We start from the raw sequence: 14405 nt of genomic DNA, 5'->3' as shown, positions 1-14405 counted from the left end.
TTAGGTTATAGAAAAAACAAAAGCGATCGCCACTCCGGGAAGAGACTGCGATCGCCTTTTGTGCAACCCCATTGATGAGGTCATTCACATGATTACACAAGAAGTATTTGATAACCAAAGTTTGGCACAATCCGAGTTTGAGGAATACGTTGAGGAGTTAGCTGATGCAGTAGCACCAGAAATTGAAATCGACTCAGTGCCAGATGATCTTGGAGAAATGTACCGAGTTTGGTATGGTTCTCAGCTTCTCGGAACTTTTTATCAAAATTTTGAGGGCAAATGGGTAGCACAACCCTGTAATAGAGATGAAAGACCTTGTTGTAACACTCCTGAGTTAGCACAGATTTTCATCGTCGCTGTCAATGGTTTGCTAGTAGCAGATGTAGCCTAATAAGTTTCATGCATTAATTTTCCATTACCTGGAGACGTGAACTTAATCACGTCTTTTTCTTATTTAGAGTTTTTTCAATAGCGCTTCTGACGCTTCACCATTTTTGCAAAAGGCAGGGAACAATGGGTGCATTCCCCTAGCTCCCAATCAGCAGGGATTGGAAATGGTGTCTCACAGTTAGTACATTTTGTTAATAAACCCAACTGGTGGCGATCGCACTTCATTTTCTCCTTAAACTGCCACTCAATGCGGTGACAAGGAGCTTCTGCATAGCAAGCACCACATAACCGAATTGGTCTGGGTTTCATAGTCATACCCTTTGGTGGCAGCATCTCATATAACCTCTCGACCTCCACACCAATCAGCTTACTCAAAGCTTTTAATTCCTTAAGACTCGGAAAGGGATTGAAATAAAACTTCTCCCATCGCGTTGTGATAGCACCAAGACCAGTAATTTTTCCTAAAGAATATCCTGAAGGAAGACTGTTAGCCTTAAATCGGCGCAAGCGTCCCAGATAATGACTGATGCTTTCATTTGGATATGGCTCAACATAGCCCAACCTTGGCAGAATCTCATAATCTTCATTTATTGCTATTTCTGTTTTCAGGGGGAATGTATTTTCTGCCATAGCGACTAGCGATTTTTTCTAAAATGCTTTGATCAACTTTGCCAAAACCATTCTTGAGTGAATGTAATACTGCCTTCGTTAGTATTTTGACTAGCAATCCTATTCGCGCACCTGTACTTTCTGCCAGAAGCTCGAAGATAATTCCCTCAGATAAATTAGAAGCTTCAGGCAGAGCCAGAATATCGAATTCAATTGTACTTAGTGTTTTCTTAAAATCATCGTATTCTAGGCGGTCAAACTCATACAGTGTTGGAAAGCTAGTCAACAAATCAAAATCTGCCAAGATTTTATCTAGCTCCTGTCCTCCAACTAAAACGACAGGAACATGACATTCGTCAAAAAGTTGCTTGAGGTCTAGCAATGCTTCTCTTTGGAGATTTTCAGCATTGTCAATAATGACCTGTTCTATCCCAAATAATTCAAGACTACCAGCCAATCTTGGACGTAAATCTACCCGCTTACCTGTTGGTGCTGCGTGGTTAATATCCTTAAGAATTTGCGAAAATAGACGCTTGGAACTCGATGCTGACCAAGCTCTGACATAGGAAAGTTTTTTCCTATCCTCTTGGCGATAGTGACGAGACGCTCGACTTTTCCCCACATCTCTGGGGCCAATTACTCGACCGCATTGTTTCAGTATCCGCAACTCATCTAACCATCTGAAATATTCGGAAGCACGATCAGTTGGTATGAAGCAATTATTGAATATCTCTTCAATTTCAACGACTTTAGCAAGTTGGGCATTTAAATCTAACTGAGGAGCTAGGGCTTCAACGGAGGACTGAATAGCAAGTTGCGCTCGCGCCATAAATTACCAAATCTTCTTCAAATCTTGTTTACGGTTAGGGATAAGCAGCTTGTGTCTCTCCTGCTCTTGAGTGTCAGCTTGACCAGATACTTCTGGTTGCAGTTCTGTTTTCGGAAGCTGTATTTCTTCCCTTGAAACTCTCTCTGGCAAGAGTTCCAGTTTGTCATCTTTGTTTGAAGAAACGTTAGCTCTACTTGTCCTCAGTTCAACAACATTTGAGACTTTCTTGGAAGCTGAACGTAGACGCTTTTGTTCTGAGCGTCTTTTTTCCTTTTTGTCTTCTTTACGTTCCTTTACAAGTTCCTTCCGTTTACCTAATGCTAATAAGGCATCATAGTTAAAATGCTCCTTACGAGCTTGACTTCGCTCTTTATTCAAAGCTTTCAATTCTTCTATACTCAAATCATGGGTATCCATGTTGACGGCATGAGCGTAACCCAAAAATTCTTCTCCATTATCATTAGTTTCGCAGCTGTAGATATATAAAGTCAGGATATGGTCTGGATCATATCTCAGCGTTACAAATTCACCTCTATATGCCTTGAGCGATTCTCCTCGATAAATCAGGTTCTCAAACTGTATAGATCCATGCGCTTGAACAACTCGTTGCGCTTCTTTCATCAAACAGATATCTAATTCTCGCTCATCCAAAGGTTCAGGTAGTTTTCTTCCCATTCCTGTAAACCAGCGCTCAAATCTTGTTTCGCGGGGATCTTTGGGATATGGTTCATGGTTATAAATATCACAAAAGAAACTAGCTAGGATCTTGTCTATATCTTGTATTGTCAAACACGCTTCCTTCTCTGCATTTTTGGGGCGTTCCTGAACATTTGATCCTGTATAACCAGGTAAATCTTTGAGAACTTGAGTATTAATAGTTCCAAAAAGCCGTTCTACAATACCGCCTTCGGGAGGGCGATCGCGTAGTTCACACTTAAATCCTAGTTTCTTCCCAATGGCTTTTAGATGTTTTGATCCCAAATCTTTTCCACCATCAGTAAAAAAATATTGCAAAGGAGGCCCGCATATTTCCCAAACTTTATTTAGCTGATAATCTTCAGGATACTTCTTGGGCAAAATAGCATGTCTTAAGGATAAAGCCACCTCTGTAGAACCTGGTTGTTTGATCCATAAGTGGAAACCAACAATACAGCTTGAAAAAGTATCCACAACAGTAGTTAGCCAAGGACGGTCAGACCATAAATTACCATCACTATCAACTATGCGAATATCCAGTTCAGTATGGTCGCATTGAATAATTTGGTTACTAAAGTCAGCCCTCAGTAGCTGTCCATCTTTTGTTACAACTGTCATCCAAGATCCCGAACCCGGATTTCTGACTTTTGTCTTCTGTTTATGTTGTGCGATTAAAGGATCTAAAATCCTATAAACAGTAGCTTGATGAGGATAATCTCCTGGTTTGAGCTTCAGGTCAACGATCGCGTGTCGCTTTACTTCACGAACTATAGATGCTGGTGAAATTGGATGTTTATTTTTAAGACTTTCTTCATAAATTGCTTTGATAAATTCTTGCCAGTCTTCGCTGACTCGATGTTTTCCTTTATCTGAGCGTTGCACCCCTGCTGATTCTGATAACTTGTCATCATGGTATTGCTTGAGGAGACGTTCCACCTGGCGAGTAGAAACACCAAGCGTATTTGCAACAGCCTGCTTTCTCTGAGACTTAATTGTGCGATTCGGTGATTCAGCAAGCCACTCGATCAGATTAAATGTCAGTTTATGCCTATCTGATGTTTCCAGAATAATTTGGGATGGATCTACAACAAAATTACTCTTGTCAAGAAAAATAGCATCTGGAGCTTGCCTTAATTCTTCCGTGAATTCAAATTGTTTGTCTGCCATTGGAGTGAAAAACACTCATGAATAATTAAGGTACTAATGTACCATTAATTGATTAAGAATGCGACATACAATTTGATAAATGCTTAAATCTTAACAAACGACATTTAATTTGATAATCTAGAATTTACGACATAGAAAATGCGAATTAAGTAAATTTATTTTTTGTATCATTAAATAGTCTATAATCCTTACAGTATAAAGATTTCAGCTATTTAGATGCGGTTGCGACATATCTGCGAATTGCGACGCTTAATTTGCGAATGTACATCTAGAATCTGTAACTTTTAGCCAGTAGTGCGATCGCTATTTTCCTTAAATAAGAAAAACCCTGACATAATACTTACTATGTCAGGGTTTTAGGTATTTGAAATGCTGTGGCAGTATTTTGTTAAATTGACAAATAATTAGTTAATGTACAATTCATCCTTTATACTTCAATCGGTATTTTACTTACCCGCCTAAAGTCCGCGTATAAATTACCTGACCTTGGGAATCATAAAGAAAAAGGGATAGATTGGCATTTTCACCAATTACGGCTAGGGCTTCGCGTAAGATTTGCAAGTGATTGGTAACGTCAACAGCAGTATCCGAATTCTGAGAATAAGGATTAGCGAAGTTATTTTGCCTTATTTGGTCATACTCAGGGGTTAGTCGGACAATAATTTCTGCATTGTCTATGCTAAAGGTGCAAATCCGAATTCCATTAATACAAGTCTTATCTAAATCAGTGCGGGTTTGTTGCAAACTACTAACAACTTGTACTTTTTCTTGTGTTTGTTTGAGCGCAGACGAATAGGGTTCGAGGAGAGACTGAGCCTGAGTGTAGTACAAGCTATCTTGGGGAACTTTTTTAGCAGTTTGCAAAGCCTGCTCCCAATATATCGCCGCTGCTTGCCATTGTTTTTGTTGTTCATAAACTTTGGCTTGCTTGGCAGTGGTAAGGGCCTGTTGGTAAGTTTTAACACCTAATTGTTCTTTAGTAGCGCGATCGCGTACTAATACTAATTTAGGTTTATAATCTACCAACAGCTTTTGGGCTTCTTGGTATCCAACGCTATTTCGGGGAATCGTATTCAAGGCATTAATTACCACCAGCCAAGTAGATTGCGCCTTTTGCCAGTCATTCAAGGATTTAGCAGTAGCCTCCTGCTTCTCGGCTGCAACAGCTACACCTTTTGCCATTGTTAGTTTTTTCAGCCATTTTTCCTCAATAAATATCTGTTGATTTACAGCGTGCAAACGAACACGATAATTCAGTAATTTACCCTGCACCAGCCCATAGAGTTCACTACTAGAACTTATACTTTCTAGTGGCGCTATAGCCTGTCGCCATAAGTGTTGCCTAGTTTGTAATTCCTCTAAGCTAGATGCTGGAGTTTGAACTTTTTGTGTCGCCAAAGATGCCGTTTGCAAAGCTTTGACCACCCGATCGATTTTTTGCGATCGCCCAGATAAACTTGCTTTTAGTTCCTGTGACAGCTGGTAACGAGGCGACCAACTAGGAATTACATTCAGGTCTGTGCTGGCTGCTGCAAGTTGCTGTTGTACAGCAACTAATTCTTTTTCAGACTTGGCGCGGCGCATCAGTTGCGGAGATTTTATTTTTAATTGCTCGGCGTTTTGTATTTCCTTACACTCAGACATCACGCAAGGGCGAGTCAATAAGTAAGCACCACCGCCTAAAACTATAATTCCCACCAACGCTGCACCCAGGAGGATAGGTTTGACCTGGAATCCTGGCTTTGAAGCCGAGAAATTCGGCACATCTGCAAACGGGTCAAACAGTTCTTCTTCTTTTTCTTCTTCGCTCTCATTGATTAATGGAGAATATGTCAGAGATGATGAGGGGAATATTACTTCCTCATCTTTTTGTACTTCCTCATCTCCCTCTGCTACCCATCCCCCCGTCGGCTTCAACGCCAAGAAACATTTAGCATAAGGGAGTTGTTCGCCAAAAACTCTCAAAAAACATTGCACCCGTTGCTCTTTGTGGGGTGCTAGAGACTGAAGTACCTCCTCAATAACTGCAAAAATTAGTTGAGCGTCAACGATTACATCTGACGCGTGTTGCGTTAAAATCATTAGCTCGCCTTTATTGACGACGCATTTAACCTCGAAGACTTCAGCGGTTGAGACTTCTACAAGTAATTGTTCTTGCAAAGTTTTGGCTAAAAGCTGTAAATCTTCCTGCTGGACTGCTACTTTCATACAGCTTTCCCGCTGAACTTCTATATTGTTTTGATTATCTTTAAGGGGATGAAATGAACTTTTTAGGTTTGTTGAATGCAAATGCACAGTTTAACCAACCACAGCCTGAGAATCTGAACGACCAACTTTCTAACACAAATTCTGACTTTTCACCAAAAATTAAAAAAGTAATTATTGTTCGTACCGATACATTTTTACAGCGCTAGATACAAAATTAAATAATCTGTCTTCAGATATAAATTAAAAATAAAAAATGGGAATAATAGAAGATTTGGGTATTTTCACTGCATTACTTTGCGATAATTAAACTCACAAAAGCTACTGCTTTGCAAAATGCTAGTTGCAGAACAATTTTTACCAAATTATCTAAAGGTTAAGAAAACGATGCTATGTCAGAGGGTTTTGACAAAAAAGCTAGTTATCTTCTATGCTGGGAAACTTACTGAGGAGATTAATTATGTGTTGTGGCCCTGTCACAAACAAGTTGACTATCAAAATTAATATGCTGAATTTGCTGAATTCGATAAAATTGATCCGTGAAAAATAAGTTTTTATAGCTGCAAAAAGGTTAATTCTGCAATAAAGGTGCTGCAAAATATCAAGACAGGAATAACCAAAATCTTGGAAAGTGTCAATACAAGGTGTATCAATGGATTTATTAGAGTACCAAGTTAAAGAATGGTTTGCGAAGATAGGCATCCCGGTATTGCCTTCCCAACGAATTGACCATCCTACAGATTTGAAACGGTTAAAAATTCGCTATCCAATTGTACTGAAATCTCAAGTCCACGGAGCGGAACGGGCAAAAGCTGGTGGAGTCAGATTTGCCCAAACGACTATCGATGCGATCGCAGCTGCTCAAAATATCTTTAGTTTACCAATTTGGGGCGAATTGCCGGAAGTTGTACTGGCAGAATCTAGATACGACGCCAACCAAGAATTTTATTTAGCAGTAGTTTTAGATACTGCTGCCTGCCGACCGGTACTTTTAGGTTGCAAAGAAGCAGATATCGATTGGGAATCGGCTGGGGAAAGAATGCACTACGTTGTCGTGGAACAGGAATTCTCACCATTTTATGCCCGACGATTGGCTTTGAAAATGGGTTTGCAAGGAACGCTGATGCAGTCGGTAAGCAGCGTTGTGGAAAAGATGTACCACTTATTTGTCCAAAAAGACCTGGATTTAGTCGAAATTAATCCCTTAGCAGTCAGTACTACTAGTCAAGTTATGGCTCTTAATGGTAAAGTCAGGGTCAACGAACGGTCGATCAAGCGTCATCCCGATCTGGCCGAGATGGCAGCAAAAATTATCAGTCGTCATACCACTACTGAAATTAACGGTATTTTGGGCGACTGGGATGGTGTACAAATGCATGGAAAAATCGGTATTTTAGGTAACGGTACTGGTTCAGTAATGGCAACTTTAGATTTAGTTGCAAATGCTGGTGGCAATCCAGGTGTTTGTTTGAATCTACGTCATGCTTTTCTTACAGATACTACACCAACTACCTTCCGCGATCGCCTAGAAACAGGTTTGAAAATGCTGGAGGCTGATAAAAGCATTCAAGTAATACTAATTAACTTTCTGGGTAGCATTCCGCAAACCGAGGAAGTGGCTGAAGTTATAGCTAGAGTTGTGCAGCAAGATGACAGCGAACTTCAATCACAGGTTGTACGTTCTAATGGTAGTAAACGGCGACAGCTTAATTTTCCATCCTTAGTTGTCCGGCTTGCGGGTTCTGAATTTAACACTGCGAGAAAATATTTGACAACACTAAAAACCCACACCGATGCGCTTGTTGTGGTAGAAAATTTAGATGAGGCAGTGGCAGCAGCAGTTCTCCTTGCTAAACCAACGGCTAATAAAAGATAGTGAATGTCATTTTGTGACAATTCAAAAATCAAAAATTATTAGTTTTTACCGTCGGGTATAAATTGTTGAACTTGATGCTCAAATTAAATACAGCTTTGCTTTCTGGGACTAAATTATATAGTACATTCAAACTGAATATTTCTAGCTAGGGGCGCGTTTTCTCACTTTTGGAACACTTAGCTTCCAGACTCATTTTTGGAATTTCAGTAAAAATTGAATCAATACGACACTGTAAATGTGTTGTTTCTATGCCCAGTAGTTCAAAGCGCTGGGTTATCAAACTTACGGTAATTTTTTATGAACCTAACGCCAGAAAGTAAAGTTTTAATTCAAGGCTTTTGTGAATTTATATCAAGCACTCATGTCGATCAAATGAAAGCTTATGGCACGAATTTAGTAGCTGGTGTCAATCCTGGATGCGGCGGACAGGAATTGCATGGACTGCCAGTATTTGATTTAGTAGAGGAAGTAATAGAACAATTTGGGGCAATTGACACCACAATTATTTGTGTAGATCCTTATGATGTTTTAGATGCAGCATTAGAAGCGATCGCATCTAATATTCGCCAGATTATTATTATTACTGCTGGTGTGCCGCCTTTGGATATGGTGCAATTACTCCGCAAAGCCGAAGCTTGTGAAACTTTGGTAATCGGGCCAAATAGTCCGGGGATCATTGTACCGGGAAAAATTCTTTTAGGAACTCAACCCAGCGAATTTTATACCCCTGGAACAGTGGGGATCGTTAGTCGTAGCAGCACCCTCACCTACGAAATTGCCTACGAATTAACAAAAGCAGGTTTAGGGCAGTCAATTAGTGTCAGTATTGGTAGTGATGCGATCGTCGGTTCCTCATTTTTGCAATGGCTGCAAATTCTCGATGAGGATGAAACCACAGAAGCGATCGTTTTAGTCGGTCAACCTGGTGGTGGTAGTGAAGAAGCAGCAGCGCGGTATATTGCTGAAGCAATTGATAAACCAGTAATTGCCTACATTGCAGGAAGACTTGCACCACCAGGGAAAACTTGGCGTCAAACTGGGACTTTAGCAACAGTTATCGGACGCGATCCTGACTTTGGCACAGCCCAAAGTAAATTAGCTGCTTTAAAAGAAGCGGAAGTAACAGTAGCTGAACGTCCTTCTCAAATTCCAGAATTATTGAGAAAGGAGATTAACTAATTACTAATACTTCGGCTACGCTCAGTACAAGTTCGTAATTCAATTTTTAACTACGAATTACGAATTACAAATTACGAATTATTTTAATGAGCGATTTTGAGGAAACAGGTAGGCGATCGCAGCATAACCTGAAGCACTGAGTAAACTAACCAAAAAAGCAGCCAAAATAAAAGTAGACATAATGTTACACTCTATGCATTTCTAAAATCCTGGCATTCATCAACAAGCTAGAATTTTGGATACTTTCAAATTAGCAATTGGGTATGACACAGCCATGACTAGCTTGTGTCAATCCCTCGGAATTGAAGGTTTTGTCTCAAGCCAAAGGCAGAAAAAAGCGAAACGTACTGCCAACTCCCAATTCGCTTTCTACCTGAATTTGACCGCCTTGTAATTCAATCAAACGACGGGAAATAGTTAAACCAATACCAGTACCTCCCGAATGGCGATCGCGCGATTGATCGGCTCGCCAGAAGCGCTCAAACACATGAGGCAAATTTTCTGGAGCGATACCAATGCCTGTATCACTAACCGCAATCCAGAGTTGAGATGCTTCAGTCCCAACAGTAATGGTAATTGAACCTTCGTTAGTGTAACGTACTGCATTACCTAGCAGATTAACTAATACCTGTTCCGTGCGGTCAATATCTGCCAATACAGGAGGTAGTACAGATGGACATTGCAAGAGCATAACTGGCCCATCTTCTAATAATTGGTCGGAAAATTTCTCCACTAATGACTCTAACAACGGATATAAATTTACCCGTTGGATATTAATTGGGAGATAACCGGCTTCTGCTTTGGATAGTTCTTGCAAATCGTTCACCAACCGCTCTAAGCGTCGAGTTTCTTTCGCTAAACGCCGATAGATTTCAGGAGACGCTTCAATTTCCCCATCAGCCAGTTCTTCCAAATAACCGCGCACCACAGTTAATGGTGTGCGTAATTCATGGGTCATATCTCCAATCACTTCTCGCCGCCGCGCTTCTACACCTTCTAAACTGGCTGCCATGCGGTTGAAACTACTGCTCAATCCACTAAGTTCTGGAATGTCAGACACAGGTAATCGTGCATCCATTTGACCAGCAGCAAATTTTTGGGTGATTTGTTCCATCTCGGTCAATCGCTGCATAATTCGTCTGGACACCCAGTAACTCAATCCTCCGGCGGCGGTAGTACCGACTAAGACAGACCAAAGAGTGCTGCGCTGCCAAGCAAGTTCAAATCCTGTAACCAATTCAGCACGGACATCGATTAAGTCGAACCCCTGATTTTCTAATCCTTCCAAATGCAAGACAAACAAGCGGGGGGAAGAGATTTTGCTAATGCTCACCAGACTAGCTACCCCCACGATCATTACTACTAAGTGGGAGAAAAACAGGCGCCCTCTCAGCCCCATCTTCATAACATTTACGCTACCAAAGGATCTTCAAATTTATAGCCCACCCCAACAACAGTTTTAATAAAAGTCGGATTTGCCGGATCGGGTTCAATCTTTTTTCGCAACCGAGCTACATGAGTATCTACCACTCGTTCATCGCCAAAAAAATTATCTCCCCAAAGTTTATCAATTAGTTGGGTACGGTTCCAAACTCGACCAGGATTACTGACAAAGGTGGTTAGCAAGTTAAATTCTAGGGTGGTTAAGTCCAAAATTTCAACTTCTTGAGAATTCGTCTGACGACTGGCAGTGCGCTGGTCTACATCAACAATAAAGTGTTGGGTGCGATTGACTTGATGTTGTCCTCCTTGGCGGAGGCTACGCCGTAATAGTGCCCGCACCCTAGCTACCAACTCTCTGGGGCTAAAGGGTTTGACCATATAATCATCAGCACCAGTAGACAGGCCAATGACGCGATCGATTTCTTCACCCTTAGCAGTAAGCATTAAAATGTAAGGATCTTTCGCACCTGGTTTTTGGCGAATTCGGGCACAAACTTCCAACCCATCCAAACCAGGAATCATTAAATCTAGAATAATTAAATCCGGTGGTTGCTCTTGAAACATCCGCAAAGCATTCATGCCATCGCGGCTAGTGCGACAAAAAAATCCTTCTTTTTCTAAAGAGAGTTCGATTAAACGAGCAATTTCTGGTTCATCTTCAACTATTAAAATATCCATCTGAATATAGGGTCGAACAAAATGGACAGAGCAAAGACACAAAGACACAGAGATATCTTTTATGCGTCCCTGTGTCTCCCACTCTTTGCCTCTTTTTAATTAGAGGTTTGAATTTGACGCTGTGCGATAACTATAGCCAAGATTAGAATCTTTTTGAATGTGTGTTTTAATACTATCGAGGTCAATGAAGCAGTCAGCAACATCAATCAAACTTTCACTAGTGGTAGTTTGCAGACTGACTACTTCCACCCGAACCCCCATTCTGCTAACAGCGTTTACAGCATAAGCTAAATCTCCATCGCCACTGACTAAAACCGCTGTATCATAATAAGGAGCTAAAGTTATCATATCTACAGCAATTTCTACGTTCAGATTTGATTTTTTGAAATTCTCTGCTGGTACAACGAGTTCCTTTGCTACTACGCGATAGCCATTGCGACGCATCCACAAGAGAAAACCCTGTTGCTTTTCATTACTGATATCAACCCCAGTATAGAAAAAAGCACGCAACAGTCTGGAACCACTGGTTAAATGACAAAGCAATTTAACGTAGTCAATTTCTATGCCGAGTTGTAAGGCTGTATGGAACAGGCTTAAGCCATCAATAAAAATAGCAACTCGACCGCGATTTAAGTTATTCAAAATCGAACTATCAGGTGCAGGATCTCGCATCTTGGTATCTTTACCTTTGACAGCAGTATCGCTCAAATTTTGCCCTTGCCAATGTGGTTTAGCTTTGAGTACTTTAGGTTCCTTAAATTCATTGCTTTGTTTACTAAAATTAGTTATAATCATTGATACCTCTGATTTTAAAGCTGTAAAGAATTTTGACTAAATTTTCTATAGTATAGTCTGTGCCTGATTTATAACCTAGCAGGTAATGGTCTTAAGTCACTATATACAGACAAGTTTAACTGCTGCTAGACAAGATTCAAAATAGACAGCGCAAGGTTTTCACTATTGTTACGGTTGATTCAACGAGATATTGCTTCTGCCCACAGATATGTTAATCTTTACCCATCGAGACAGCAAGAGTTTCGAGAAAATAAATCTTGTTGTCAGGGTAAGGACTGTTTTTGTTAGGTCTGTATTGCACTCAACCTAGAAGCGCTATATCTATAATAATTCGGTAAGTATGAATTGTAAGACCTGTAATAGAGGCAACCCGACATAAGCAAATTCCGCACAAGAATCCCACTGCTTTTAGGGAGAATGAGCGTAGCAATATTTATGCAGCTGTGGGAGTGTCAAAGAGTTAGAAGCACTAATAACGTAATATTGAGATGCGATCGCACCTCAAAAGGTAAGTTGCCTTAATTTTATGTAAGAGACAAATGAGAAGGACAGGGAGGTTGATTACTCTCTTGTCCCCCTGTCTTATTAACGCACCGCAGCAGTTTCTAAAGATAAATCTTGAAACATGGGTGTACTGAGATAACGTTCGCCAAAGGAAGGCTGAATCATGACAATTAAACGTCCGGCATTTTCTGGACGTTTACCTACTTGAATTGCAGCGCACAAAGCTGCACCAGAGGATATCCCAGATAATAAGCCTTCTTCTTTTGCCAAACGTCGTCCATAGGCGATCGCTTGTTCATCGCTGACTCTAATTACTTCATCAACCAATTCTAAACGGAGGACATCTGGGATAAATCCAGCCCCAATACCTTGAATTTTATGTGGCCCTGCTTCACCACCAGAGAGAACTGGGCTATTGCTGGGTTCAACTGCGATCGCTTTAAAAGTCGCTTTGCGCTGTTTGAGTACTTCTGCAATCCCAGTAATCGTTCCACCAGTACCTACCCCAGCAATGACGATATCTACTTCCCCGTCTGTATCTGTCCAAATTTCTTCAGCAGTGGTTTCTTGGTGAACTTTGGGATTAGCAGGGTTGCGGAACTGTTGCAGCATAAAAGCATTGGGAGTATTAGCCACAATTTCTTCGGCTTTGCGAATTGCTCCCCGCATACCCTCAGTTCCTGGTGTCAACTCCAAAGATGCACCATAAGCTCTAAGCATAGCGCGTCGTTCTTGGCTCATAGTCTCAGGCATGGTCAAAATCAAACGGTAGCCACGCGCTGCTGCTACCATTGCTAGAGCAATTCCTGTATTACCTGAAGTAGGCTCAACTAAAATGGTCTTTCCTGGGAAAATTGAGCCAGTAGCTTCCGCCGAGAGTACCATACTTAACCCAATGCGGTCTTTCACCGAAGCCGCTGGGTTCATCCCTTCTAATTTAACAACTATCCTTGCTACTACTCCCTCAGCTTGAGGAATCTTGTTCAGTTGAACTAAAGGAGTTCGTCCAATCAGTTCTGTGATGTCTTGAGCAATCCGCATTCTTTAACCCCTAAAATCCTAAATCTTAGTACAGAGTATTTACTGATAACAATAAGCTTTGATGTATTTATTTTGCCGTTTAATGTCAATGAGTGCATATACTATGTATTCTAACTAAACCACAAAATATGAAAGTTTAGGAAGAACTTTTATTAGATATTCTCATTGATTCTTACTTCAGAAGAGGCTAGCTTACCATTCTTCTAGTTTAACATTTGTAATTGCTGACTATTGTCTCTTGGATTGAGATTCAATTTTTATGATTCTGTATAGATGAATAATTTTTTCATTATTTTCTATTTATTCGGAAAATATAATTGAATTTTAAAATATTTAATTGCTTTTCCTAATTTATTAGTCTATCTTTATCAAGAGACATTGATATTTTATTTTGAGTGCAGATTTTGTCAATCCCAAATTGCATCTAAAACAGTCTTTAACCATTGCCTACATTGCTTTGAGATTGAGTGCAAAAACCCCAGAACCCCACCTCGAAAATACTAGAACCCCGTCCAAAAAACACTAGCACCCATACCCCAATGAATTTTTATAAGACCTATCATGTGTGGATTACAGGCTTTGAGTACTATTCTAATGAATTTAATAATCTTAACAGGGCTGGGGTAAACTGTTTGGTGGAGAGCGGCTGATATAAATCGTATAGGATTTACGCAGAGATTCCCCTCTACCCCCCAACATTCCTGAGCGAAAGCTTAGTGAACTAGGGGGGACTTCTTAATCTTCTTTTTGAGAAGAGGATGAAACCAGATTCCCGAATCAAGTGCGTTCTTTCTGACTGAATAATCCTATGTTTTGTGAAAATGGTGGTAACTTTTTATTAATCAGTAGTCAGTAGTGACGAGAAAAATAACTGGCAACTAATGATTGTACAAATTACCGATTACACATATTTTAATATCAAAACTGTTTGAGAGGTAGAAATATATAACTACTTTAGATAAACAGCAAAAGATATTTTCTTACTGGGTGCAT

The 14405-nt window shown here is 40.3% G+C and carries 12 protein-coding genes; 4 read left to right on the top strand and 8 right to left on the bottom strand.

The features are described 5' to 3' along the window. Window positions 1-88: 88 nt before the first annotated feature. Complete coding sequence (locus RMZ42_RS28180; protein ID WP_099100424.1) at window positions 89-391, top strand: hypothetical protein; 303 nt, start codon at window positions 89-91, stop codon at window positions 389-391. Between the two features lie 74 nt (window positions 392-465). Here RMZ42_RS28180 and RMZ42_RS28175 read toward each other — a convergent pair whose 3' ends face one another. From RMZ42_RS28175 to RMZ42_RS28160, 4 genes are all read right to left on the bottom strand, one after another. Continuing rightward, window positions 466-1020, bottom strand: a complete 555-nt coding sequence (locus RMZ42_RS28175) for a TniQ family protein (protein WP_322674518.1) — start codon at window positions 1018-1020, stop codon at window positions 466-468. Continuing rightward, the gene (locus tag RMZ42_RS28170) at window positions 974-1828 is read right to left on the bottom strand and encodes an ATP-binding protein (RefSeq protein WP_322674517.1); all 855 of its coding nucleotides are present in this window, start codon (window positions 1826-1828) and stop codon (window positions 974-976) included. Before RMZ42_RS28170 ends, RMZ42_RS28175 begins: the two co-directional genes overlap by 47 nt. Before the next feature lie 3 nt (window positions 1829-1831). Next, window positions 1832-3691, bottom strand: coding sequence for a Mu transposase C-terminal domain-containing protein (locus tag RMZ42_RS28165; protein ID WP_322674516.1), 1860 nt, complete (start codon window positions 3689-3691; stop codon window positions 1832-1834). Between the two features lie 450 nt (window positions 3692-4141). Continuing rightward, complete coding sequence (locus tag RMZ42_RS28160) at window positions 4142-5899, bottom strand: hypothetical protein (RefSeq protein ID WP_322674515.1); 1758 nt, start codon at window positions 5897-5899, stop codon at window positions 4142-4144. Window positions 5900-5952: 53 nt separating this feature from the next. Between RMZ42_RS28160 and RMZ42_RS28155 the strand changes: the two genes are divergently transcribed. From RMZ42_RS28155 to RMZ42_RS28145, 3 genes are all read left to right on the top strand, one after another. Beyond that, entirely contained in the window at window positions 5953-6105 is a 153-nt protein-coding gene (locus RMZ42_RS28155; protein WP_322674514.1) for a hypothetical protein, read from the top strand. A 443-nt stretch (window positions 6106-6548) separates the two neighbouring features. After that, window positions 6549-7772, top strand: coding sequence for a succinate--CoA ligase subunit beta (locus RMZ42_RS28150; RefSeq protein WP_322674513.1), 1224 nt, complete (start codon window positions 6549-6551; stop codon window positions 7770-7772). A gap of 297 nt (window positions 7773-8069) precedes the next feature. Next, a complete protein-coding gene (locus RMZ42_RS28145) occupies window positions 8070-8951 on the top strand; it encodes a CoA-binding protein (RefSeq protein ID WP_322674512.1) in 882 nt (293 codons plus the stop codon). A 316-nt stretch (window positions 8952-9267) separates the two neighbouring features. Here RMZ42_RS28145 and RMZ42_RS28140 read toward each other — a convergent pair whose 3' ends face one another. The 4 genes from RMZ42_RS28140 to cysK form a co-directional block, all read right to left on the bottom strand. Next, a complete protein-coding gene (locus tag RMZ42_RS28140) occupies window positions 9268-10356 on the bottom strand; it encodes a HAMP domain-containing sensor histidine kinase (protein WP_322674511.1) in 1089 nt (362 codons plus the stop codon). Window positions 10357-10361: 5 nt separating this feature from the next. Continuing rightward, a complete protein-coding gene (locus tag RMZ42_RS28135; RefSeq protein WP_322674510.1) occupies window positions 10362-11072 on the bottom strand; it encodes a response regulator transcription factor in 711 nt (236 codons plus the stop codon). Window positions 11073-11171: 99 nt separating this feature from the next. After that, a complete protein-coding gene (locus RMZ42_RS28130; protein ID WP_322674509.1) occupies window positions 11172-11867 on the bottom strand; it encodes an NYN domain-containing protein in 696 nt (231 codons plus the stop codon). Between the two features lie 585 nt (window positions 11868-12452). After that, on the bottom strand, window positions 12453-13412 hold the full coding sequence (gene cysK / locus RMZ42_RS28125) for a cysteine synthase A (protein ID WP_322674508.1): 960 nt from the start codon (window positions 13410-13412) through the stop codon (window positions 12453-12455). Window positions 13413-14405 lie beyond the last annotated feature (993 nt).

The sequence above is a fragment of the Nostoc sp. DedQUE05 genome (assembly GCF_034530955.1).
In the GTDB taxonomy this organism is placed as follows: domain Bacteria; phylum Cyanobacteriota; class Cyanobacteriia; order Cyanobacteriales; family Nostocaceae; genus Nostoc.
Note: the sequence above shows the minus strand (reverse complement) of the source record. Positions and strands in the feature narration are given on the sequence as shown.

Coding starts and splice junctions, on each gene's coding strand:
- RMZ42_RS28180 (WP_099100424.1), top strand. CDS start 89: ATGATTACACAAGAAGTATTTGATAACCAAAGTTTGGCACAATCCGAG.
- RMZ42_RS28175 (WP_322674518.1), bottom strand. CDS start 1,020: ATGGCAGAAAATACATTCCCCCTGAAAACAGAAATAGCAATAAATGAA.
- RMZ42_RS28170 (WP_322674517.1), bottom strand. CDS start 1,828: ATGGCGCGAGCGCAACTTGCTATTCAGTCCTCCGTTGAAGCCCTAGCT.
- RMZ42_RS28165 (WP_322674516.1), bottom strand. CDS start 3,691: ATGGCAGACAAACAATTTGAATTCACGGAAGAATTAAGGCAAGCTCCA.
- RMZ42_RS28160 (WP_322674515.1), bottom strand. CDS start 5,899: ATGAAAGTAGCAGTCCAGCAGGAAGATTTACAGCTTTTAGCCAAAACT.
- RMZ42_RS28155 (WP_322674514.1), top strand. CDS start 5,953: ATGAACTTTTTAGGTTTGTTGAATGCAAATGCACAGTTTAACCAACCA.
- RMZ42_RS28150 (WP_322674513.1), top strand. CDS start 6,549: ATGGATTTATTAGAGTACCAAGTTAAAGAATGGTTTGCGAAGATAGGC.
- RMZ42_RS28145 (WP_322674512.1), top strand. CDS start 8,070: ATGAACCTAACGCCAGAAAGTAAAGTTTTAATTCAAGGCTTTTGTGAA.
- RMZ42_RS28140 (WP_322674511.1), bottom strand. CDS start 10,356: ATGAAGATGGGGCTGAGAGGGCGCCTGTTTTTCTCCCACTTAGTAGTA.
- RMZ42_RS28135 (WP_322674510.1), bottom strand. CDS start 11,072: ATGGATATTTTAATAGTTGAAGATGAACCAGAAATTGCTCGTTTAATC.
- RMZ42_RS28130 (WP_322674509.1), bottom strand. CDS start 11,867: ATGATTATAACTAATTTTAGTAAACAAAGCAATGAATTTAAGGAACCT.
- cysK (WP_322674508.1), bottom strand. CDS start 13,412: ATGCGGATTGCTCAAGACATCACAGAACTGATTGGACGAACTCCTTTA.